This is a genomic window from Listeria cornellensis FSL F6-0969 (genome assembly GCF_000525855.1).
Taxonomy (GTDB): Bacteria; Bacillota; Bacilli; order Lactobacillales; family Listeriaceae; genus Listeria_A; species Listeria_A cornellensis.
The window spans coordinates 20,791-44,860 of record NZ_AODE01000006.1 but is presented as its reverse complement, the minus strand read 5'-3'; the positions used below and the strand labels follow the sequence as shown (position 1 = coordinate 44,860).

The 24,070-nt window shown below is 39.9% G+C and carries 16 protein-coding genes and 5 pseudogenes; 20 read left to right on the top strand and 1 reads right to left on the bottom strand.

Annotated elements, in window-relative coordinates:
* The first annotated feature begins 325 nt into the window (after nucleotides 1-325).
* From PCORN_RS02320 to PCORN_RS02225, 20 genes and pseudogenes are all read left to right on the top strand, one after another.
* Nucleotides 326-1,225 (top strand): arginase family protein, encoded by a 900-nt coding sequence (locus PCORN_RS02320; RefSeq protein WP_036077200.1) that lies wholly within the window; start codon nucleotides 326-328, stop codon nucleotides 1,223-1,225.
* A 233-nt stretch (nucleotides 1,226-1,458) separates the two neighbouring features.
* Nucleotides 1,459-1,701, top strand: coding sequence for a hypothetical protein (locus tag PCORN_RS02315; RefSeq protein ID WP_051999184.1), 243 nt, complete (start codon nucleotides 1,459-1,461; stop codon nucleotides 1,699-1,701).
* Nucleotides 1,702-1,856: 155 nt separating this feature from the next.
* Nucleotides 1,857-2,823, top strand: a pseudogene (locus PCORN_RS02310) (LacI family DNA-binding transcriptional regulator).
* 161 nt (nucleotides 2,824-2,984) lie between these two features.
* A complete protein-coding gene (locus PCORN_RS02305; protein WP_036077196.1) occupies nucleotides 2,985-4,760 on the top strand; it encodes a glycoside hydrolase family 13 protein in 1,776 nt (591 codons plus the stop codon).
* Between the two features lie 200 nt (nucleotides 4,761-4,960).
* Nucleotides 4,961-6,227: pseudogene (locus tag PCORN_RS02300) on the top strand (extracellular solute-binding protein).
* Between the two features lie 106 nt (nucleotides 6,228-6,333).
* Nucleotides 6,334-7,639 (top strand): annotated as a pseudogene (locus tag PCORN_RS02295) (carbohydrate ABC transporter permease).
* Nucleotide 7,640: 1 nt separating this feature from the next.
* Nucleotides 7,641-8,492, top strand: a complete 852-nt coding sequence (locus PCORN_RS02290; protein WP_036077194.1) for a sugar ABC transporter permease — start codon at nucleotides 7,641-7,643, stop codon at nucleotides 8,490-8,492.
* 133 nt (nucleotides 8,493-8,625) lie between these two features.
* The gene (locus PCORN_RS02285; RefSeq protein WP_051999183.1) at nucleotides 8,626-9,519 is read left to right on the top strand and encodes a DUF1189 family protein; all 894 of its coding nucleotides are present in this window, start codon (nucleotides 8,626-8,628) and stop codon (nucleotides 9,517-9,519) included.
* A pseudogene (locus PCORN_RS02280) lies at nucleotides 9,516-11,800 on the top strand (glycoside hydrolase family 65 protein). The gene PCORN_RS02285 and the pseudogene PCORN_RS02280 overlap by 4 nt, the downstream one beginning before the upstream one ends.
* A 190-nt stretch (nucleotides 11,801-11,990) precedes the next feature.
* Nucleotides 11,991-14,000, top strand: a complete 2,010-nt coding sequence (locus tag PCORN_RS02275; RefSeq protein WP_036077192.1) for a BglG family transcription antiterminator — start codon at nucleotides 11,991-11,993, stop codon at nucleotides 13,998-14,000.
* Between the two features lie 5 nt (nucleotides 14,001-14,005).
* Nucleotides 14,006-14,482 (top strand): PTS sugar transporter subunit IIA, encoded by a 477-nt coding sequence (locus PCORN_RS02270; RefSeq protein WP_036077190.1) that lies wholly within the window; start codon nucleotides 14,006-14,008, stop codon nucleotides 14,480-14,482.
* Complete coding sequence (locus tag PCORN_RS02265; protein WP_036077237.1) at nucleotides 14,482-14,757, top strand: PTS sugar transporter subunit IIB; 276 nt, start codon at nucleotides 14,482-14,484, stop codon at nucleotides 14,755-14,757. The genes PCORN_RS02270 and PCORN_RS02265 overlap by 1 nt, the downstream gene beginning before the upstream one ends.
* Nucleotides 14,758-14,783: 26 nt before the next feature.
* Nucleotides 14,784-16,130, top strand: coding sequence for a PTS galactitol transporter subunit IIC (locus tag PCORN_RS02260; protein ID WP_036077188.1), 1,347 nt, complete (start codon nucleotides 14,784-14,786; stop codon nucleotides 16,128-16,130).
* Complete coding sequence (locus tag PCORN_RS02255; protein ID WP_036077187.1) at nucleotides 16,127-17,059, top strand: 1-phosphofructokinase family hexose kinase; 933 nt, start codon at nucleotides 16,127-16,129, stop codon at nucleotides 17,057-17,059. Before PCORN_RS02260 ends, PCORN_RS02255 begins: the two co-directional genes overlap by 4 nt.
* Nucleotides 17,060-17,066: 7 nt before the next feature.
* The gene (locus tag PCORN_RS02250) at nucleotides 17,067-17,717 is read left to right on the top strand and encodes a class II aldolase/adducin family protein (protein WP_036077184.1); all 651 of its coding nucleotides are present in this window, start codon (nucleotides 17,067-17,069) and stop codon (nucleotides 17,715-17,717) included.
* 5 nt (nucleotides 17,718-17,722) lie between these two features.
* Complete coding sequence (locus tag PCORN_RS02245) at nucleotides 17,723-17,923, top strand: hypothetical protein (protein ID WP_036077183.1); 201 nt, start codon at nucleotides 17,723-17,725, stop codon at nucleotides 17,921-17,923.
* A gap of 231 nt (nucleotides 17,924-18,154) precedes the next feature.
* Nucleotides 18,155-18,977: pseudogene (gene cdaA, locus PCORN_RS02240) on the top strand (diadenylate cyclase CdaA).
* A complete protein-coding gene (locus PCORN_RS02235; protein ID WP_036077181.1) occupies nucleotides 18,974-20,389 on the top strand; it encodes a CdaR family protein in 1,416 nt (471 codons plus the stop codon). Before cdaA ends, PCORN_RS02235 begins: the two are co-directional and overlap by 4 nt.
* 205 nt (nucleotides 20,390-20,594) lie before the next feature.
* Nucleotides 20,595-21,950, top strand: a complete 1,356-nt coding sequence (gene glmM / locus PCORN_RS02230) for a phosphoglucosamine mutase (RefSeq protein WP_036077178.1) — start codon at nucleotides 20,595-20,597, stop codon at nucleotides 21,948-21,950.
* A gap of 121 nt (nucleotides 21,951-22,071) precedes the next feature.
* Entirely contained in the window at nucleotides 22,072-22,497 is a 426-nt protein-coding gene (locus PCORN_RS02225; RefSeq protein WP_036077176.1) for a thioredoxin family protein, read from the top strand.
* Between the two features lie 74 nt (nucleotides 22,498-22,571).
* Here the strand turns inward: PCORN_RS02225 and PCORN_RS02220 are convergent, their stop codons facing one another.
* Nucleotides 22,572-23,270, bottom strand: a complete 699-nt coding sequence (locus PCORN_RS02220) for a Crp/Fnr family transcriptional regulator (RefSeq protein WP_036077174.1) — start codon at nucleotides 23,268-23,270, stop codon at nucleotides 22,572-22,574.
* Nucleotides 23,271-24,070 lie beyond the last annotated feature (800 nt).

Sequence of the window (24,070 nt, the reverse complement as noted above, 5' to 3'; positions counted from 1 at the left end):
TCTGGGGGAACTCCTAGGGATAAAAGGGGGGAGCGTGTCATCTCTTTGCCTATTCTTACAATTCACAACTATACAGAAAGTTTGTACAGGAGGATTAACACCATCCTAACAAATAAATTGGCAAGTGTAAAAACAGTAAAAAAGCAATTTGAAGCGATTTTTTAAGATAAAATCGCTTTTTCCTCTAAGAAGAAAAACCACTTTTCATAACATAAAATGTTGCTAAAATACACATTTAGCTAAAAATGAAAAAAATTTATATTTTTGAAAAGGAAGTTACTTATGATAGAATATAGGGTAATATATACAGGAGTAGGTGAATGAGATGGAGAAAATCGGGATATTAGGTGTACCTTGGATGTTTCATGAGGAACGACAGGGAGTGGCCTTGGCACCATATGCGATTAGGTATACAGGTGTTATAGGTATGTTAGAAAAGCTAGTAGATGAAGTTGTAGATTATCATAATATGGCTTTCTTTACTGATATGGAGCAGGAAGCCATTTTAAAATCAAAGGATTTGAAAGCGATTACATACAAAGCGAAAGAACTGAGAGAAATTGTCGCGGATATGAAAGCAGAGGAAGGTATGCCGATTGTGTTTGGTGGAGATCAACTGATATCGCTGAGCTCAATCGCTGGTATGGGAGATGATGGGGCAGAGCAGACTATTATCTGGGTGAATGCGCACGCTGACATGGGACGGGAGTTAAAGCAAGATAATTTATGTCATAATGTGATGGCGACGGTTATTGGGAGGGGACCTAAAGAACTAGGTACAATTATGAACCAACGCTTTGTGCCAGGGGATAATGTGTGTATTGTTGGTACAAGGCGAATGGACTATGATGAACTGCGGTTGATTGAAGAAGAAAAAATTCTTCACTATGATATGACAAAGATAGATAGGATAGGTTTTGCAATGATGACAGATGAAATTGTCCAGTGGCTTGCTAAGAAAAATGGTAATGTTCACTTAGTCTTAGATGTGGATGCTATTGACCCAGAATTCACGCCTGGGACTGACTTTATCTCACAGGGAGGAATTTATTGGCGAGAAATTCGTTATTTTATGAAGAACTTGGCGCTTAGTGATAAAGTTGATGCTATGACTTTTGTTGGGATAAACCCGCTAAACGATGATAAAAATAAAACATCAAAATTCGTAACGTCACTTTTAGAGGAGTATTTTCAAGTGAAAAATGTGCAAATAGACCAATTTTGAGGCTATAATAATTATTACAATTTGTAGACAAATATTTCTTTTCTGTAAAGAAGCCAGTTGATTTCGATGGAAGTGAGTGGTACCAATGGATTAAAAATGACTGGATTTTATTATAAGTCTTTAAATGTAATCGTTGTACATGTTGAAAAAAGAGGTTTTTGAGAGTATACTGGAACTAAGATTTAGGTATAAAAGTCTAGTTATAGAATTATGTGTGCAAAGGAGCGTTTGATGTGGGGGATCATGAGATACGGTATTTTGTTATTCCGATGATTGTTGTTTTTATTCTTGGTATTGCTGCTATTAGTGACCCTGTTTTTCCTGTTGTTGATTTTCTAGTTGTGGGGCTAATTGCAATTTTAACGGGTACGGTTTGTGGTTGGCTTGTAGTCGGGATCAAATTACTCGGTAGAATGATTCAAACTGGAAAAGAACATCGCGCTGTAAAAAAAGTTATAACGGTACCAAAGAGATAAAATACATACATCCAAAGCATTTTTCCTATAGGGATATGCTTTTTTTTGTGAGGAAAATTGCATTTTGAGCGAAATTATCGGAAATTAAAACACTACCCTTTTACAAAAAAAACTGCTACAATTGAGTGGAGAAGAAGTAGTAAGGGAGGATACGGATGGCTACATTAGCTGATGTTGCGAAAAAAGCAAATGTTTCTAAGATGACTGTATCGCGTGTGATTAATCATCCAGACCAAGTTTCTGATGAGCTGAAACAATTAGTATACACGGCGATGGAAGAACTGGAATATGTTCCAAATTACGCAGCTAGAGCACTTGTGCAAAATCGAACACAAGTTGTTAAATTCTTAATTTTAGAGGAAATTGATACGGTGGAGCCTTACTACATGAATTTACTTACAGGAATAAGTCGAGAGTTGGATAAGCATTCTTATTCACTACAATTGGTGACGCAAAAGTCAAAAAATATTGGGCCTTACGATGGGCTCATTGTGACAGGGATGCGTGATCGTGAAATTGAGAAAGTCATGGCCGGTTTAGAAAAGCCGGTGATTGTGTATGGTGAAAATAGGCGCGATGTGGATGCGATTGATGTGGATAATCGATTAGGTGCAGAGCTCGCGACGAGGCATGTCTATGATATTGGATTTCGTAATATTATTTTTTTTTGGCATTAATTTGTTGGAGGAAGAGTTCATGCGTTCTAGGCTTACGGGGTATTCGGAGGTAGTGAAGGAGCATGATTTGATAGAAGAGAGTCATTTTATGAAAAATAGTTCACGCATTGCGGAAAAGAAAGCACTGGATATTTTGAGTAAGGTAAAGGAACCGATAGCGGTTATTTGTGCATCAGATCGCATGGCAGTTGGTGTTGTGAGAGCAGCGATGTCTCTTCATAAGAGGTTTGGAGAAGATATTGCAGTGACTGGATTTGACGGCGTATTCTTAGATCGTATTTCTTCACCAAAAATAACGACGGTTCGCTCGCCAGTCATTGAGATGGGGGAAACGTGCGCTCAATTATTGTTGAAAAAAATCAATGAGGGAGGCGCGAAGCAAGGTTCCATCTTATTCCCGCCGGAGTTGATTATTAGAGGATCGACGGTGATTGGGAGGGAGTAGTACTTCCGGATTCTATTTCACGATTGGGCTCTTGGAGTTTTCCAGGGCTAACGGGATTATTTGGTTTTTCATTCTGTTACCGATAACAAGCGAAAATTGATTGTAAGTGTTTTCAAAGCGTGCTAACTTGGAGGTAGATATTAAAAGGGGGTTTTTTTGTTATGGAAAAAGCAGCAATTTATCATCAGCCTTTCAGTTCCTATGCGTATGGCTATGATTCACAAACGTTACATATCAAGATTCGGAGTAAGCGAGATGATATTCAAGCGGTGGTGCTAATCGCCGCGGATCCTTATTTACAAACAGAGGGTGGATGGGCGTCTAAGGAAACCGTACTCCGGAAGATTGCTACGACGGAAGAGCATGATTACTGGTTTGTCGCTATAAAACCAGAGCAGCGGAGGTTACAATATGCTTTTGTATTAACGGATGCGACTGAGGAAACTGTTTTCTACGGAGGACGTGGTTTCTACGACGATACGCCTGAAAACCGTGCGATTATGGATTATTATTTTAAATTTCCGTTTTTGCATGAGACAGAGGTTTTTAAGGCGCCTGAATGGGTGAAAGAAACGATTTGGTATCAGATTTTCCCAGAGAGATTTGATAATGGGAATCCAGAACTTTCACCAGCAAATGTGTTACCTTGGGGAAGTAAAGATCCTGGACGTGATGATTTTTTTGGCGGGGATATTGCTGGAATTATCGGGCACTTGGATTATTTGGCGGAGCTTGGAATCAATGGCATCTATTTGACGCCAGTATTTGAGGCGTCTACGAATCATAAGTATGATACGCTGAATTATTTTGAAATCGATCCGCATTTTGGGGATAAAGAGACGTTCCGTAAACTGGTGAAAGAAGCCCATGAGCGTGGTATTAAAATCATGTTGGATGCGGTTTTCAATCATATTGGGGACAAGTCTCCGGAATGGCAAGACGTATTGAAAAATGGCGAGAAATTGAAATTTGTTGACTGGTTCCACATTCGTTCATTTCCAGTGACACCAGGTGAGAATGGCAATATTGAAGGGAAGAATACACTTTCTTTTGATACATTTGCTTACACGATGCATATGCCAAAATTAAATACGGCGAATCCGGAGGTTCAAAAGTATTTATTGGAGATAGCGACTTATTGGGTTCGAGAATTTGATATTGATGGTTGGCGTCTGGACGTTGCGAATGAAGTCGATCACGCGTTTTGGAAGCAATTTAATCAAGCGGTACGTGCAGAGAAAGAGGATATTTACATTCTCGGTGAAATTTGGCATGACTCATGGTTGTGGTTGCTTGGCGATGAGTTCGATTCTGTGATGAACTATCCATTTACGCAAACGATTATTGAGAATTTTGTGGAGGAGCGAATTAAGCCAACGAAGATGGTTTCAGGCATTAGTGAGCAGTTGATGCGCTATCAAGAACAGGTGAATCATGTCATGTTTAATATGCTCGATTCCCATGATACAGCGCGCTTATTGACTCGTTGTGAAGGGGATAAAGAGAAGGCCAAATTAGCGCTTGCTTTTATGTTTGCCCACACAGGCTCTCCATGTATTTACTATGGTACGGAGATTGGCATGGATGGTGCAGACGACCCACTATGCCGCAAATGTATGGAATGGGACGAAACGAAGCAAGATAAAGAGATGCTAACTTTCATGAAAAAATTAATAGCGTTCCGTAAAACGAATCAGAAAACGCTGACGTATGGCGACTTGGTTTGGCATATTGTTGATGATGAAAATCGATTGGTTGCTTTTTCTAGAACATTTGATAACAAGCGCTTGACGTTTATTTTCAATCAAGATAGCATCTCTAAAACGATTCAAAAAGCAGATTTGGAAATCGCAAACGAAGCTTGGAATGCTTGGACAAAGGGTGTAGTGAAGAACATTGAGGTTGCAGCGAAATCATTTACTATTTTAGAAAGTTAATCTTGTATCAATAATCCTGTTATCGGTAACACGAAAATATGTCTTGAAAACGTTTTCGTTATCAGCCTATAATAGCGTCAGAGGTTAACCTGTTTCACAATGCTTTACCAAGAATAAAAATTAGGGTGTGGAAAAGGAGAGCGCAAAACACAATTTTAAGGGGATGCGCAGGAATTTTTCAAAGAGGAGGAAAAAAGGTAATGAGTTCATTCAAAAAGTTTAGCTTATTAGCAATGGTTTTGGTAATTGTAACAAGTTTAGCAGCATGTGGTAGCGGAAGTTCATCTAAAGACAGTGCATCAGATAGCGATAGCAAAAAAAACGTTGACGGTTTCCGTGGATGAAGGCTATGCAAAATATATCGACAAAATTAAATCTAAATTCGAAAAAGATAATGATGTAACAATCAAAGTAGTTAAAAAAGATATGTTTGAAACCCTAGAAGCTTTGCCATTAGACGGTCCAGCGGGTACAGCGCCAGATGTGATGATGTCAGCTTACGACAGAATCGGTAGCCTTGGACAACAAGGACATTTAGCGGAAGTGAAACTAGGAAACAAAGATCAATTAGACGATAATGACGTGAAGCAAGTGACGATTGACGATAAAATTTACGGCGCACCAGCAATTATTGAAACGCTTGTGCTGTATTACAATAAAGATTTACTAGACAAAGCACCAACAACTTTCAAAGAATTAGAAGCTTTAACAAAAGATCCACGTTTTAATTTTGCAACTGAAAAAGGGAAATCAACTGCTTTCCTTGCTAAATGGACGGATTTCTACTTCTCATACGGCCTACTAGCTGGTTATGGTGGTTATGTATTTGGCGATAATGGTACGAATCCAAAAGATATCGGACTGAACAATGAAGGCTCTATCGAAGGAATCACATATGCTACGAAATGGTTCGAAACTTACTGGCCAAAAGGAATGCAAGACAATAAGAGTGCAGATGACTTTATCCAAGATCAATTTGTAAAAGGTAAAGCAGGCGCAATCATCGGTGGACCTTGGTCAGCAGCAAGCTATAAAGAAGCAAACTTAAACTATGGTGTGGCAGAAATTCCAACACTTGATAACAGCAAACCATACTCTCCATTCGCGGGTGGTAAAGGTTGGGTTATCTCAAACTACTCTAAAAACAAAGAAATCGCTCAAAAATGGGTGGATTATTTAACGAATACGGACAACCAAAATACGTTATACGAAATGACGAATGAAGTGCCAGCAAATCATGAATCACGCGATGCTGCAGCGGCTAAGAAAGATGAGCTATCAACAGCTGTTATTGCACAATACGCGAATGCACAACCAATGCCAAACATTCCAGAAATGGCTGAAGTTTGGACAGGTGCCGAGAACTTAATGTTTGACGCGGCTTCTGGTAATAAAACACCAAAAGAATCTGCAAATGATGCTGTGAAAGTAATTTCTGACAATATCGATCAAAAATATCAAAAATAAATAAGAACGAGTTTAGGAGTTTCAGAGTGCCAGCCATGATTGTGCGTTGACACTCTGAAATTCCTAGACTTACATAAAATAAAAAGATAGAAATGGGGATAACACGATGGATAAAGAACAACCAATAAAAAATGTTCGTAAGGCGACGCTGTTATCGATCATTCCAGGACTGGGTCAATTTTATAATGGGCAAATTTTTAAAGGTGTCGTGTTTATCGCCGTATTTATTGCTTTTGTTATCGAATTTATCGCAGTTGGTATTAATGCATTTATTGGTCTTATTACATTGGGCTCTGTACCTGGTGTGGATCACTCGCTATTCCTGATGATTGAGGGAACGCTTCAACTGATTGTTACAGTTCTTTTTTATCGGTTTTTATATTATCAATATATTCGATGCGAGACGTGTAGCGATAACGTGGAATTTAGGAGAAACGGTTAATAGGAAAACGATTGATATACTTAAAAATATGGTAGAGAAAGGTTTTCCGTATCTTTTCACGCTACCAGCATATCTTGTGATGACATTTGTTATCATTTTCCCAGTTCTAGTTACATTATTTATGGCTTTTACAAACTACGATTTCTATCATATTCCACCGGCCAATCTGATTGACTGGGTGGGCTTCAAAAACTTTTTCAGTATCTTCTTCCTTAGCTCCTATCGTGATACGTTCTTAAGCGTATTTTCTTGGACGCTCGTGTGGACGATTTGTGCGACGACATTACAAATTGTGATTGGTGTTTTTACAGCGGTTATTGCCAATCAGAGTTTCATCAAAGGAAAACGCCTTTTTGGAGTTATTTTCTTGCTTCCATGGGCAGTACCTGCTTTCATCACAATCATGAGTTTTTCAAACATGTTCAATGATAGTATTGGTGCCATTAATATGCAAGTTATCCCGCTTTTAAACCATTTACCGTTTGTCGATATCCCATCGCTTGCATGGAAAACAGATCCGTTCTGGACCAAAATAGCGTTGATTTCGATTCAAGGTTGGCTGGGATTCCCATATATTTACGTTATGGTAACTGGGGTGTTGCAAGCTATCCCGGGTGAATTATACGAAGCAGCGAAAATTGATGGTGCTAGTGCGATTGCTCGCTTCCGCAAAATTACGATGCCAATGATTTTATTCGTTACAGCTCCAGTTTTTATCACGCAATATACGTTTAACTTCAATAACTTCTCCATCATTTATCTATTCAATGAAGGTGGACCAGGAAGTGTTGGCGCAGGTGCTGGCTCGACGGATATTCTTATTTCATGGATTTACAAATTAACGACGGGGACATCGCCACAATATGCGGTCGCAGCTGCAGTCACGCTACTCATATCGGTTGTTGTTATTTCTGTGTCGATGATTGCGTTTAAGAAAACGAATGCCTTTGGTAATGAAGGGATGATGTAGGATGAAATCATTTTTGAAAGATCAACGTACCACTAATTTCTTGACAAAATTCTTTACGTATTTATTCTTGTTAGCCTTATCGATCGTGATTTTATATCCTATTTTAATTACAGCATCATCGGCCTTTAAGCCAGGTAATATTGCGGCATTTACATTGGAGTGGAGCGATAGTTGGACGCTCGATAATTTCGTAAGACTTTTCAATGAGACCTTGTATTTAGATTGGTATCGTAATACGCTGATTATTGCTGTCACAACGATGATTTTCCAAGTGGCGATTGTGACAATTGCGGGCTATACGTATAGTCGTTACCGTTTTAAAGGACGTAAAAACAGTCTGATTTTCTTCTTGATTATTCAAATGGTGCCAACGATGGCGGCCTTAACAGCATTTTATGTGTTAGCAATGCTTTTAGGTGCATTGGATCAATTCTGGTTCTTAACGCTGATTTATATTGGTGGTGGGATTCCGATGAATATTTGGCTAATGAAAGGGTATTTCGATACAGTACCAAGAGATTTAGATGAATCGGCCAAACTCGATGGCGCAGGGCATTTCCGGATTTTTGGTCAGATTATTTTACCGTTAGTGCGACCAATGATAGCAGTTCAAGCTCTGTGGGCATTTATGGGGCCATTCGGTGATTTCTTACTTGCCAAGTTCTTATTACGTACTCCGGAGAATTTGACGATTGCGGTTGGTTTGCAAAGTTTCATTGCGAATCCTCAACAACAAAAAGTCGCGCTATTCGCGGCCGGAGCTATTTTGGCAGCTTTACCTATTTGTTTATTGTTCTTCTTCTTGCAAAAGAACTTTGTATCGGGGCTTACTGCCGGTGGAACAAAAGGTTGATCGTCCGAGAAGCTACAAACGCTCATTTCCGTCGTTAAAGCCTGTGCCCCGGCTTATATACACAAGTACACTCCGCTCCGGTGCGCGGCGTTGCCTAGGAACTAAGCATTTGTAGCTCCTCGGAAGTTTGGCGGTGAATTTGGATCGAGCAAGTGAAATTGATTTTTTAGATTGTGATGTGAGTAGAATGAAGCGTGGATTTCCGATGAGTTATTTCTGGGGGATGTGCTCGCCAAAGCGAATGTTTGCTAGCCGGACTTTGTTTGGGTGGGGTAAATTGGTGTTTATCTTTGTATTTTTGACGGCTTGTTTGCTTATTCCTGTGTCGTTACATTTTGTGAAGCAGGAGTCGTTTGATTTAAAGACGTTGATGCCGAACATGATGAAACAAGTGGATGATGCTTTTGTTAGCGATGTTACGGCGAGTTATCAGCTACAAAATGGAATCTTGTCGGGGCAACCAAGTGAGACCTTGCAGGAATCGAATAAGGGCGTCGCAATGGTGAACCTGGGTGATACGAATGTGCCTGATGCGAAAAATATGTTTGTTTTAGGTAAGACTAGCATGGAGCTTCGGGACAGTTCGGGATATGCGTTTACAGTGCAGTATACGCGTGATGCAAGTCTTGCGGATGTGACGAATGCAGAGGATATGCAGGCGTGGATTAGTTCGCAGTGGTTTGTGCAGAACAAGGCGTTTGTATTCTTGACGATGTCTGCGATGCTTGGCTCGGTTCTTTTTGCGAGTAGCCTGATGCTGGCGCTGTTTGCGGCTTTGTTTATCTGGTTTACGAAGCGAAATCAGATGTCGGAGATTAGGTCTTATAAAGAGTCGCTGTCACTGACATTGCTGGCGTTGGGCTTACCTACCTTATTTGCTGCGGTAATCGGGATTATTTATTTTGATATTACAGTGATGATGGCGATTCAGTCGCTTGGAATGGTGCTCATGATCGCATTTACCTTCATTAAAACGCGCTTTAAACAGACGGATGATATTTTGGAACTGGGGGGACGAACAGGATGACTCAACGTTTATTTGAAATAGATGAATGGAAATTAAAATCGAAACGTGTAGAAAAAGATGCAAAACGATTACAGGAAAGCCTGACATCACTTGGGAATGGTTACATGGGGATGCGTGGTAATTTTGAAGAGCGTTATTCTGGGGACACGCACCAAGGGACCTATGTTGCGGGGGTTTGGTATCCAGATAAGACGCGTGTCGGCTGGTGGAAGAATGGTTATCCTGATTATTTTGGAAAAGTGATCAATGCGCTGAATTTTATCGGTATTGATGTGAAAATAGACGGGGAAACGCTGGACTTATTTCAGGATACGGTGACAGATTTTAACTTGGAGCTTGATATGGAGACCGGGATTCTGCGCCGATCGTTTGAAGTGACTAAGGCTGGGAAAGCATTTTTTTATTGAGACGGAGCGTTTTCTTAGTATCGTGAAGCAGGAAATTTGTTTGATTCAGTACCATGTTACTGCGCTAGATGCGGACGCTGATGTCGTGTTGACACCTTATATTGATGGTAACGTAACGAATGAGGATGCGAACTATGATGAAGTTTTTTGGTTGGAAGTGGCGCAAGAGGCGGATGCGAATAAGGCGACCATTGTGACAAAGACGATTGAAAATAATTTTGATATTCCACGGTTCACGATTGCAGCTTCGATGGAATCTCATGCGGTAAATCAGAAGGAAACATCAGCTGAGGCGAAAAAACTTTACGTTGAGAATAAATATCAATTTAGCCTAGCAAAAGGCGAGACGGCAAAATTGGAGAAACGTGTGGCTGTTGTGACATCTCGTGACTATGAAGAGCATGAGTTGGCATCCAAAGCACAGCAGATTTTAGCGGATGTAGAAGGTTTGGACTATGAAAAACTGCGCATAGAGCATGCAGACGCTTGGCGAGAGCGTTGGCAAAAAGCAGATGTTTTAATTTCAGGTGATAATGAGGCACAACAAGGAATTCGATTCAATATTTTCCAATTGTTTGCAACGTATTATGGCGAGGATGCACGACTCAATATTGGACCCAAAGGTTTCACTGGTGAGAAGTATGGTGGGGCGACATACTGGGATACCGAGGCGTTTGCATTACCGCTGTACCTCGCGCTTGCAGACAAGAATGTATCTCGAAACCTGTTGCAATACCGTCGTGATCAGCTAGATGGGGCTAAAGAGAATGCTCGCAAAATTGGTTTGAATGGCGCGCTTTATCCGATGGTTACTTTTACAGGAATCGAGTGTCATAATGAGTGGGAGATTACATTCGAGGAAATTCACCGTAATGGCGCGATGGCACATGCTATTTATAATTATACAAATTATACGGGTGACAGTTCTTACTTAGAGAATGAAGGTATGGATGTACTGACGGAGATTAGTCGTTTTTTGGGCGGATCGGGTGCATATGTCGGAACGTTTGGATAAGTATATGATTCATGGCGTTACTGGGCCAAATGAGTACGATAATAATGTTAGCAATAATTGGTATACAAATTATATTGCAGCCTGGACACTGCGCTACACAATCGAATCACTTGCTAAAATTACGCCAGCAAAGAAAACAGCGTTGCAAATTACGGATGCTGAAATCGACCATTGGCAGGATATTATTGATAACATGTACTTCCCATATGATGAAAAGTGGCAAATATTTGTGCAACATGATACATTCTTGGATAAAGAATTACGCTCTACAGATACACTTACAGATGCGGATAAACCGATTAATCAAAATTGGTCATGGGATAAAATTTTGCGGTCGTGTTTTATTAAACAAGCGGATGTATTACAAGGAATCTATACGTTTGGCAACGAATTTGATTTCGAGACAAAACAGCGGAATTTTGAATTTTACGAGCCGTTGACTGTGCATGAATCTAGTTTGTCGCCAGCTGTTCATACGGTTTTGGCTGCAGAAATTGGTCGAGAAGACAAGGCGGTGGAGCTTTATAACCGAACGGCGCGTCTTGATTTAGACAATTATAACAACGATACGGAAGATGGATTGCATATCACATCGATGGCCGGAAGTTGGATTGCTATTGTGCAAGGCTTTGCGGGTATGCGTACCTTCAATGAACGCCTTTCCTTTGCTCCTTTCTTGCCGAAAACGTGGAACAAATATGCTTTCAAAATTAACTATCGCGATCGCTTGATTAAAATCACAGTTGATGCGAAAACGGTTAGCATAGAGCTACTTGAAGGTTCTGCGCTAGAGTTAGATCTATTCGGTGAGGCTGTTCAATTAGTTGATAAGTTAGAAAAACATGATTACCACAAATAAATACAATGGGGGAGCTCCTTTTTCGGGGGGCTTCTCTTTTTGTTTGCCCTTTTTTAATCATAGCATCTCGGAGTGTGTCAAAACCAACCAATCATCACAATTTGATTTTTATGATATTTACAAATTGTGATGAATCGATGAAATAGTGGATAGGTTATCGTATAAGATAGAACTAAAGGAGGGATTCAAAATGAAACGCGGCACAAAGGACCTCTTGACCTACTTGTTGTTGAACCATCACGTTGATGTCGCCCATGTTTCTAAAAATTTACATCAAACACCGAACGAAATCAAGAAAAATATTGAGGAAATCAATCGTTCTTTAAAATCGGAACCTATTTTGATGGAGCATCAGGTGATTTCGATGACAGAACGTTGCCGGGAAGATTGTTATCGACTTTTAACGGAGAAGGAGCAGCAATTATTTTCTTATTATGAAGGGGATTTACGGCGGCAACTCATCATGATTCAGCTACTCATGGATGGACGTTATTTATCACTTCAAGCATTAGCCGACTATGTGTATGTCAGCAAAAATACAATGCTTAGCGATTTCAAACATATTAAGTCGCGGCTAAATCAGCTACAAATACAGCTTGATTATTCACGCAAAGCTGGTTACGCTATTTCAGGTTCTGAATTCCTTATTCGCAATTTACTCGGAAAGCTCATTCGTGATGTTATGAAAACCCCCTATGGAAAATTCATCCTCGACGAAAAAAGGTTGATTACAGTCAGTGAGGTATTTTTGTTGAAAAAACGGCTAGAGAAAGTGGAGAAGGATCTCCAAATCACATTTACAGACGAGCAGTTAGAGGAATTGCCATATATTCTTTTCGGTATTATCAAGCGTGCAGAAATTGCTAATATTGCATGGTCTTTTAAAATTGAGAAATATGATATTAAAAACACGCATGAATATCCGATTATCAGAGAAATGTTCTGGGGATATGATTTTTTGAATGAGACGGACTTGCTCTATTTATCGCTACAAGTCTTAGCATCAAACCTTGTCGAATCGGCATTGCTTTTTTCAGATAGTGAAGAAATTGCTTTTGCGGTAGACGATTTCACAGTGCGACTGGAGAACTATTTTGCAACGGAAATCATTCGTAAGGGAGAATTCAAAGAGAAGGTAATGCTGCATATTAGGCCTGCAATTTATCGTAATTTACTTGGTTTCCAAATAAATAATACATTAACGGAACAGTTTATCGAGGAGTATACGACAATGTTCCGAATAGTCGAAAAGGCTTCTGAACCGTTCGCTGAATTGGTTGGACACCAATGGTCAAAAGAAGAAATGGTCTATTTATCCATGATTGTACTTGGTTGGATGTATCAAACAGAGGAAACGGAGCAGAAGATTTTCAGAGCCGCGATACTGTGCCAAAGTGGTACGTCGATTTCCAAATTATTATTGGAGAATTTGAAAGGCATGTTTCCGACAATTGATTTTCAAGGGGCTTTTGCGGTGCGCCAGTTAGCTCAAGTGGAACGAGATGTGGACTTCCTTTTCACGACAGTACCGATTCAGACGGATGTGACTGTTTTTGTAGTACCTTCTATTTTGGATAAAGAGAGTCGGAAAATATTACGATGCCAGGTCGAGCAAACGATTGATATGGATATTGAGAAAAAGACAAAGGCGCTTATGGCGATGCTTCGTGACTCGATACCTTCTGAGAACATCCCTCAGGTGACAGAGAAGTTAGAGCGATTTTTTGGACAGAAGGATTTTGAAGTACGGCCATTGGATATGTCGGATACATTGCGTATTGAAGCGCAGAATATATGTATTTGGAAAGATGCTGCGCGTTGGAATGAGCTGGTTGTCAGGTCTTTTATGCCATTACTTCAGCGTGGAAGCGTTACACAGAATTATGTTGCGACGTGCGAAATGATTTTTTATGAAAATTATCAGCAAATGGTGATTGGGCCAGGGATTTATTTGCCGCATGCAAAACCGCAAGCAGGCGTTCAGAGGGCGGATATTCAGCTTCATATTGTCAAAAGAGGAATGTGTAATCCAAGTGGAGAATATGTACAAATGATGATTGCATTAGCGCCATCTGGCCGGAATCGACATATTCCGTTGTTATTAAAAATGAATGAGGTTTTCCTGCAACCAGAGAAGTTACAGTTTATTTTAGCATCGGAGAATAGAGCAGAGATTGCAGAAATGATTGAAAGGGGTTGAGTTCGTTGAATTTTGATGATTTATTCCAGGAGGATTTCACATTAATGGACGGTGAGTTTGAAAGCCAAGCCGTATTTTTTATAGAAGTTTCCGCGATTTTAGAACGGAAGGGTTGTGTAACGCCGTCTTTTTGTGAAGCAATTATAGAGAGGGAGAGGGCTTTTCCGACTGGACTCGAAATGAACGGGATAGTGATTGCAATTCCACACACGGATACGGTGCACGTGAATCGGCCATTTGTGTTTGTGGGTCAGCTTAGAAAACCGCTAGAATTTATACAGATGGGTACGATGGATAAAGCGATTGATGTAGAGATAGTTTTCGTATTGGGTATTTGCGATCCTAAGTCTCAAGTGCCTTTACTAGCAATGATTATGGAGCACTTCACACAGGAGAATTTTATAGAAGAGCTACGAGAAAAACAAAGCAAAGAAGATTTAATAGCTTTTCTGAAAATACAATTTGGAAGGATGACGAAATGATGAAAAAAGTGATTGTAGCATGTGGATCGGGCGTCGCAACGAGCCAAACGGTCGCATCAAAAGTGGAGCGAATTTTGAAAGAGCGTGGTATACGTGCGAATGTAGAGGCAGTGGATATTAAATCGCTGGATCAGCATATTCGTACAAGTGACGCGTATGTGGCGATTACGAAGGCGAATAAGGAGTATGATATTCCAACGCTTAATGGTATTGCTTTTTTGACAGGAATGGGCATGGAAGAGGAAGTAGAGAAGCTGATTGATGCTTTAAAATAATATATTGAAAACAGGGAGAGTGCAAAATGGGATCATTACAATCTGTTGTAGAATTTATTTTGAATTTAGGCGCGGCTGTGTTTGTGCCTGCGTTGATGATTATTATCGGTTTAATTGTCCGGATGAAGGTCAAGGATGCAATCAGTGCTGGGATTATTTTAGGGGTCGCTTTCCTTGGAATGAATATTGTAATTGGGTTTATGATTGAGGCGCTTACTCCTGCTGCGCAAGGTTTGGCGGAGCGGACGGGGATAGAGCTAACAATTTTAGATGGTGGTTGGACATCGATGGCCACACTTGCCTGGGCCTGGCCACTCGCGTTTTTGATGTTCCCTCTGCAATTGGGAATTAACGCGATTATGCTCGTATTTAACGCGACGAAAACGCTGAATGTGGATTTATGGAACGTGTGGGGAAAAATTTTGACTGCCGTACTCATTGTAGGTGTGACGCATAATGTATATTTGGCCTTTACAGTTGCGGCGATTCAGGTTGTCGTTGAGTTGATTTTATGTGATGCGAATCAACGTCAAATTCAGGAACTGAATGGAATTCCGGGTGTTACGGTTTCGCACAGTATGATGATTTTCTGTGTAGTGTTGATGCCGATTGATTGGCTGCTTAAGAAAATTCCAGCTCTACGCAAAAATATGGACGCGAATGCACTTAAGGACAAGATTGGAATTTTTGCGGAAAATCATGTGATGGGATTCATCGTTGGGGCGTTACTTGGGATTGCCGCGGGTTATGATGTCGCGCAAACATTGATGTTAGCCATGCAAGCTGCGGCTGCTTTGACGCTGTTTCCGATGGTTGCAAAATTATTTATGCAGGCTTTGTCGCCGTTATCTGATGGTATTTCTGATTATATGAAGAAACGCTTTAAGGATCGTGAACTTTTCATTGGTTTGGATTGGCCGATTTTAGCGGGCTGTAGTGAGGTTTGGGTGGCGATTGTTATTATGGTGCCAGTAACGCTGATTTTTGCTCTCATTTTACCTGGGAATGGCGTACTACCATTTGCTGGTATTCTAAATATCTCACTCTGCGCGCCAGCTCTTGTTGTTACGGGTGGGAACTTACTACGAATGATTATCTTAGGCGTTGTTACAACACCTGTTTTCCTATATGTGGCTACGTTTTTTGCAGGAACAATTACAGATTTGGCAAACTCGACAAAAGCAATTTCGCTACAAACTGGGCAAGAAATCACGTGGAGCACGATTGAATACCCTGTTTTCCGCTTCATTATGGGTGAAGCTAGTAAATTCTCGATTATTGGGCTATTGATGCTTGCTGGTTGGATCGTATTGCTCGTTTTCTATGTGAAAGCAATGCGGAAACGGACGACAGAATTGGAGCAACTAGGATGATTTATACATTGACGTTAAACCCTGCAATCGACCAGCTTTTATTTGTAAAAAGAGATGTGAAAAAACGGCAAGCTAATCGGATTATTCGAAGTGAATGGGACTGTGGTGGTAAAGGATTACATGTTTCAGGCGTTCTTAGCCAGTTTTCTATAAAGAATGAAGCACTCGGTATCGTGGGCTCTCAGAATAGGGCACAATTATATGGAATTCTGTCTGAAAAGCAAATTGCACATGACTTCTTAGTCCAACAAGGAGAGCGAACTAGAACTAGTTTTGTCATTATTAGTGAGGAATCAAGCGGCAGTATTATGATGCCGGAATCTGGATTTGCTATAAGTGATGCGAACAAAATAGCATTATTAGAACAAATTCGCCAAAAAGTGACACAAGAAGATATGGTTGTTATTGCGGGTTCACCACCACCAGAGTTCACATTAGCGGATTTTGAGACACTTTTACAAACAGTGAAGGCTACTGGATGCTTCTTAGCTTGCGATTTGTCAGGCGAATATTTACGATTAGCAGTAAAACTGGGCGTCGATTTCTTGAAGCCAAACGAGCATGAAATTCAAGAAATTCTCGTGGAGGAGTCGGCAACATTGACCGAAAATATGCGAGAACTGGCGAAAAACATCCGTTACCTTGTTGTATCGCTTGGTCAGCATGGCTCATATTGTGCGCATGAAGGAAAGGTATATCGCGTGATTGCCCCACCAGTCACAGAAAAAAGCGATACGGGAGCTGGAGACTGTTTTGTGGGGGCATTCATTGCCGGAATCTCCGAACATTTGCCGCTACCTGAAATTCTAAAACGCGCGACAGGATGTTCGGCAAGTAAGGTGATGCACGCGGATAGCTCGACATTTAGTCTAGTTGAAGCGGAAATTTTGAAAGAGCAAGTGACAATAATCGAAGTTGAGGAGATGTGAGGAAAATATGTTATACCAAAAAGAACGTGAGGATTTAGCAAAAGTAGTGAAGGTGATGTTTGATCGGTTTGAAACGAATGCAGCGGGTGGAAATGTATCGGTACGAATGAATGAGAAGCATATTATTATGACGCCTACATTGATGAGTCAGGCGAAGTTATGCGATTTATCGGCTTATGAAATTCTTGTGGTGGATAATAATAATGAGGTGGTAGAAGGCGATGGGAGGGTGACACGTGAAATCAATTTGCACCGAGCATGCTACACGGAAAATCCAAAAGTTGGTTGCGTTCTACATGCACATCCAAAAGAATCAATGTTATTCGCAACACTCGGTATGGAGCTACCAAATTTAACAGAAGCTACACAAAAATTAGGGGTGATCCCAACGCTTGATTTTGCGCCGGCAACAAGCCCAGAACTTGCAGAAATTGTTCGTGCTCATGTGATTGCACTAGGTGAAGCGGCTGTTCCAAGCGCTAGCTTACTTAATAAACATGGCATTGTTGTCCTTGATACTAGTCTGCATAAAGCATACGATTTGCTGGAACGCATCGAGTACAACGCCTATATTGCAGAAAAAGCACTTGTTTTTGATGCTTTAAATATTAAAAAATTAGAACACGATTTGGCGCTAAACTACAATTTAGAGGAGTAGATGGTATGGAGAAAGGCTTGTTCAACATAAGCTTATTTATTGGTGCACTGATGCTAGCTGTGGGCATTTTCAAAAACTCGCTTCTATTAACAGCTATGGCCTTAATACTAGCTATCGTCGCCCAGCATTTGTATCACAAAAAATATCCCAAACGAAATCGAAGTTTCAAAGAACTATTAGCAGAACAGAAAAGTAATAGAGAATAGTAAGGAGGAGCTGGTGAAATCAAAGAAATTATGATTTTATTGGCTTTTTTGACAATTGTCATGATTCTTTATCAATTCTTAAACAAATCTTTCTTATTTTCCGCATCTCAAATCTTTTTCCCCCTCTATTTCTGTGCTATAATGGCAAGTATAAGCATTTTAACAGCTTATATTTACGATAGAAGCAACAAAATGAAATAAGACTTGCTTTTTGAAAATGGAGGCGAATTTATGACCATTCCAGACGGATCGATTTTGCATTATTTAGCAAATGTGATTGATATTTTAGTAGTATGGTTCGTTATTTATAAATTAATTATGTTGATCCGTGGAACGAAAGCGGTGCAACTCCTAAAAGGTATTTTTATCATCGTGGTCGTGAAAATCGTCAGTAGTTTTTTAGGACTGCAGACAGTCGAGTGGATTACAGATCAGGTGCTAACTTGGGGATTTTTAGCCATTATTATTATATTCCAACCCGAATTACGCCGAGCGCTTGAAACTCTTGGGCGCGGTAGCTTTATCTCAAAAGCAGGGTCCAAACGTGAGAAAGAACAGCAATATCTCATTGACTCCATTGAGAAATCAGTTAGTTATATGGGAAAACGCCGGATTGGTGCTTTGATTTCCATCGAACGGGGAACGGGTCTCGATGATTATATTGAGACAGGAATCTCACTCGATGCAGATATTTCCTCACAACTACTGATTAATATTTTTATTCCAAATACGCCGCTCCATGATGGTGCAGTGATCATTAAAAATAATAAAATCGCAGCAGCAGCAGGTTATTTACCACTTTCGGACAGTCCATTTCTTTCAAAAGAACTCGGAACAAGACATCGTGCAGCACTTGGTATTAGCGAGGTTACTGACAGCCTGACTGTCGTTGTATCTGAGGAAACTGGTGGTATTTCAATTACTAAAGGTGGCGAACTTTTCCGAGAAGTAACACCAGAACGTTTACATGAAATTTTAGAGCATGAACTTGTTGTTCCAATGCAGAAAAAAACCGTCTATTTTCAGTAAGTGGAAAGGAGGCGGTAAGCAATGATGGATCGTATTTTAACGAATAAGTGGTCTGTTCGGATTATCTCGCTTATTTTTGCGGCGATTCTGTTTACCTCTGTGACTTCTACTAGTACCAACGTAACAAACGTCACGGATGGCGTTTATGTCGATGTGATCAATAATGTGCCAGTAGAAGTATATTATGATAAAGACAATATGAATGTCGCGGGTGTTCCGGATACAGTAGATGTTACTATCAGTGGTCCAAAAGGTCTTGTGCAACTAGCTAAAACGCAGCCTAATATCATCGCTTACATTGACCTCACAAACGCCAAGGCGGGAACACAAAGCGTTAAAATTAAGGTAAAGGGCTTATCTGATCGACTAAAAGCAACGGTAAATCCGCCGACTACCAAAGTAACGCTTGCAGAAAAGGTAACGAAAAAATATTCTGTAGATGTCGAATTAAATAAATCGGTCATTGCAGACGGGTATCAAGCTGGAACGCCCAAAACGGATCCGAAGAAAGTTTCTATAACGGCTTCCAAAGAAATTTTAGATCAGATTGCTTATGTGAAGGCAACGGTTTCTGATGAAAAAGATCAGAAGAGCGATTTCACCACGAAAGCTACAATCAGCGCTTTTGATGCGAACCTAAATAAATTAGATGTAGAAATCGATCCAGGTGAAGTAGAGGTAGCTGTGTCAGTTTCCAAAATAGGTAAAACGGTCCCGCTACGATTTCAACAAAGCGGTAACCCCGCGGATAAAACAGTGACAATTACGAGTATCACATCCGATGATGAGAAAGTAACCGTCATTGCTCCTGAGTCAGTTACGGATACGATTGAACAAATTACAATTCCAATTGATGTGACGCAAACGACAGCTGATAAAACAATCGAGGTCTCCGTGCCAGTTCCAACCGGGGCGACATCTGTAACTCCGACCTCTGTGAAAGTTAAAATAACAACTGGAAAAAAGCAGAGTGACCAGAGTTCTAATGGGGCAAATGAGGGCACTGGTCAGCCTAAAGAGGAAAGTCCAAACGTAACAACGCCAGATACTGAGACTGGTAATGAAACAGACGAGGATAAAGAGGATGACCAGACTGACACGGAGGATACAACAAAGCAAAGCTCGACAGAATTCAAAGATATAGCCATCAGTATTATTGGTCTAGTTAATTCAGACAGTTTTAGCACAGCATTCCTTAATCCAGCTAGTGGAAAAGTTAATATAACGATAAGCGGCCTAAAAACAGAGGTGGATGCGCTTGGACGAAATGATTTCAATGTCGTAGCAAATATGTCTAACTTACAAGACGGCACGCACACGATTCCACTAGCTGTCCATGGCCTAGCATCTAAGTTTACATTTACACTATCGCAATCTAAAGCAGAAATTCAAGTCACTAAAAAGGTTGCAGATGCATCAGATCCAGTTTTAAACTAATTATTCGCCCGATGAAAACCGCATTTAAAGCCAATTCATCGGGTGTTTACATAAGATTAGGTGTAAAAAAGATTAAAAAAAGGTATAATAAAAAGATACACGGATCAAAAGTTGGTCTACATCGCGTCATGGTAGGATTAAATAGAAACAAATATAGGAAAATAAGTATGGCCAACCTCTTAATGAAGAAGGAGCGAATTATAAAATGGGTAAATATTTTGGTACTGACGGTGTTAGAGGAATTGCAAATAAAGAGTTATCTCCAGAATTAGCTTTTCGACTAGGGAGATTTGGAGGATATATACTAACGAAGCATGTTGGGGAACATCCTAAAGTTTTAGTAGCAAGAGATACAAGAATATCAGGGGAAATGCTAGAATCTGCTTTAATCGCAGGTCTTGTCTCAGTAGGAATTGAAGTGATGCGTCTAGGCGTTATCTCGACTCCAGGTGTGGCTTATTTAACGAAGGCGCAAGGGGCTGCAGCAAGTGTTATGATCTCAGCTTCACACAATCCAGTAGAAGACAACGGTATCAAATTTTTTGGCTCAGATGGCTTTAAATTGTCTGATGATCAAGAGCTGGAAATAGAAGCATTACTCGATGGAACTAGTGATGACTTACCACGTCCAAGTGATGCTGGTCTTGGTACAGTAAGCGATTATTTTGAAGGCAAACAGAAATATTTACAATATCTAAAACAATCTGTGGACGGAAACTTTGCTGGTTTGCATGTAGCTCTAGATTGTGCACATGGCGCGACATCATCACTTGCAACACATTTATTTGCTGATTTAGATGCAGATACAAGTTCGATGGGGGCGTCACCTAATGGGCTGAATATCAATGCAGATGTTGGTTCCACGCATCCTGAGAAATTAGCGGAATTTGTGAAAGAAAAAGAAGCACATGTCGGCCTAGCTTTTGATGGTGATGGTGACCGTGTCATCGCAGTAGATGAGAATGGTGAAATTGTTGATGGTGACAAAATCATGTTTATCTGTGCAAAACATCTAAAAGTACAAGGACGTTTGACGAATAATACAATTGTATCTACTGTTATGAGCAATCTAGGTTTTTATAAAGGCTTAGAAGAGCTTGAAATTAAAGCTATCCAAACCGCAGTTGGTGATCGTTATGTTGTAGAAGCGATGCGTGAAGGAAGCTACAGCCTAGGTGGCGAGCAATCTGGACATATCGTATTCTTAGATTACATCACAACTGGTGACGGCTTATTAACTGGTATTCAATTAGTAAATGTGATGAAAGAAACTGGGAAGAAATTATCGGAATTAGCAGCAGAAATGCAAACTTTCCCGCAAAAATTAGTAAATATCCGTGTAACTGATAAAAATGGTGTCACTGAAAATGCAAAAGTTCATGCGGCTATCTTAGCAGTAGAGGAAGAAATGAATGGAAACGGTCGTGTCTTGGTACGCCCTTCTGGAACAGAGCCACTTGTTCGTGTTATGGTAGAAGCGGCTTCTGCTGAGGATACAGAGCGTTTTTGTGATAGCATAGCGCAAATCGTAATCTCCGAAATGGGTCTGCCTGCAGAGTAATAAGCACAGTCCTCCACCAATTGTTGGTGGGGGACTTCAAGTTTTGTAGAAAGTGATTGAAGTTCCATGCTTATTTTGTGCTTTAAAGGAGGCGCTATGTATTAAGAAGTATAAAATTATCGTGCTAACTATCGTAACCTTAGCGCTTTTTATCGTTGGTGTACAACTGATTGTTGATACACATGCGAAGAATTTGGCTGATACAAAGGCGGAGGCGAATGAACAGCCGATACAAAATATCACGAATAGCCAGATGAAAAAGATTTTAGCGGACAAGAAAACAGGTTATGTATACGTTGGACGACCGACCTGCCCTGATTGTGAGCCGTTTCGAAAGAGGCTTCTGAGTGCGCTTGAGGCAACTGATAGACAGGCTCTCTACTACAATACAGATAAGGCTAGGGAGGCTGACAAGAACTATACAGCGATTATTAAGCAAATGGGTGTAAAAGTAGTCCCAACGCTCATTTACTATACACGTGGCTTAGAAACGGATCGTTACCGTGGTGATTTGGACGACGAGGCGCAAATAAAAAAAATGGCTTGAAAATCAAAAATAGAGTGCAAAACGTATAACTGAGTGGTTCAGTCATCGTTTTGCACTCTATTTTGTGTCATCAATTAGTCATTTGTACGTGGTGTTCTGTGTATTTCTAATTGTTCGCGCAGTTTTAGAATGTCTAAAACTACTGTTGGTTTTGGCTTCAATCGAATAATTCCTTGTTCTCTTAACTTTTGAAGTTCCACGTTGGCTCGTGTTCTCGGTACTTGAGAGACAAGCGCCAAATGGTTCTGCGTAATTCCACGTGGAAAGCTGATACCATCATCGGTTTTAATGCCGACCGTATTAGCAATATAAAGCAAAGCCGAAATAAGTCTGCGACGCGGATCATGATGCGCAATTTCAATTAAAGCATTACGTTCATGCACTTGATTATACCCATCAAAATAAAGGAACCAAAAACCATCTGAATCCGTTTGAAAAAGGCGAAGAATATCATTTCGGTTATAAATTCGAATTTTTGTATCTCTTAAAGCAGTTACATTAAACTGAAAAGGAGAGTCCAACAAGAAATTAGCGCTTCCGAACCAAGTATTACTATTCAGAAAACGAGTGATAACTTGCAACTTATCCGAGTTTGTCATACTAAAAGAAATAAGTCCAGAATCTACTATGTAGAAATGCGTATCTATCTTCCCTTCCTCCACAATTAGCTCGTTCTTTTTGAAACTAGCTGTTTTATATGGAATCTCCATCTCTGTAATTTTTTCTATCAACTTCTCACCATTAAAATTCTTTACTAAGTCAGCAACATACATAATTTAATTTCCCCTTCTCTTTAACGATTGGTCTTACTTCTTATTATAAAGATTTTTTAAAATAAAAAAAGTCATAAATTATACTTTCATCGATTAAAAGTAGTACAATATGTTACAGTTTTATGACTTTGTTATAGATAATGGATTATAAAGGAATTAGAATCAATAAAAATACATTATTTGTTCAAATGATACAGCATCATTATTTGGTCTTGCGCAAGGATACCATTCTCAAAAATTGGATCCGAATGAACTCTGTCATCCGAAAATCAGCTGTTTTGGCAATTAAAGTATACATATGAAATTTTGTGCTGTTCATAATGGCGTTTTCTAGCAGTTTATTGCCGTAGTGACGACCTTGATAGTTAGGTATTGTAGCAATCGCCTTTATTCTGTATACAGATAACACCGCATGTGTGCTCATCCTCTATAAGGAAAATATCGGATTGGAAGAAGTAGCGGTGGATTGCAGACTTATCCGGATCAGCCAAAAGTAAGACTTCATAAGGTATTATACCATACTCTGTCCATTTTTTTATTTTCCTCAGAGCACCTCCAATAAAATAGAAACAAGGGTAGTAAGAAAATATAATGAAAATGGGAATTGTATAGTATATAAGGTTGGGGTTAATACTATCTCAATCTGGCTTATTTTGTTTTGGTTGTTATAGGATTATTTGCGCAAGAAATGGATGTATGTGTGTTTTTACACATTTTATTTTAAAAAAAAATCTGAAACAACCCTATATTAGACGTTTCTAGGGAAATAAATGAAAATGTTCACAAAAAGTTCACAATTG

Coding starts and splice junctions, on each gene's coding strand:
- PCORN_RS02320 (WP_036077200.1), top strand. CDS start 326: ATGGAGAAAATCGGGATATTAGGTGTACCTTGGATGTTTCATGAGGAA.
- PCORN_RS02305 (WP_036077196.1), top strand. CDS start 2,985: ATGGAAAAAGCAGCAATTTATCATCAGCCTTTCAGTTCCTATGCGTAT.
- PCORN_RS02290 (WP_036077194.1), top strand. CDS start 7,641: ATGAAATCATTTTTGAAAGATCAACGTACCACTAATTTCTTGACAAAA.
- PCORN_RS02275 (WP_036077192.1), top strand. CDS start 11,991: ATGAAACGCGGCACAAAGGACCTCTTGACCTACTTGTTGTTGAACCAT.
- PCORN_RS02265 (WP_036077237.1), top strand. CDS start 14,482: ATGAAAAAAGTGATTGTAGCATGTGGATCGGGCGTCGCAACGAGCCAA.
- PCORN_RS02260 (WP_036077188.1), top strand. CDS start 14,784: ATGGGATCATTACAATCTGTTGTAGAATTTATTTTGAATTTAGGCGCG.
- PCORN_RS02255 (WP_036077187.1), top strand. CDS start 16,127: ATGATTTATACATTGACGTTAAACCCTGCAATCGACCAGCTTTTATTT.
- PCORN_RS02250 (WP_036077184.1), top strand. CDS start 17,067: ATGTTATACCAAAAAGAACGTGAGGATTTAGCAAAAGTAGTGAAGGTG.
- PCORN_RS02245 (WP_036077183.1), top strand. CDS start 17,723: ATGGAGAAAGGCTTGTTCAACATAAGCTTATTTATTGGTGCACTGATG.
- PCORN_RS02235 (WP_036077181.1), top strand. CDS start 18,974: ATGATGGATCGTATTTTAACGAATAAGTGGTCTGTTCGGATTATCTCG.
- glmM (WP_036077178.1), top strand. CDS start 20,595: ATGGGTAAATATTTTGGTACTGACGGTGTTAGAGGAATTGCAAATAAA.
- PCORN_RS02220 (WP_036077174.1), bottom strand. CDS start 23,270: ATGTATGTTGCTGACTTAGTAAAGAATTTTAATGGTGAGAAGTTGATA.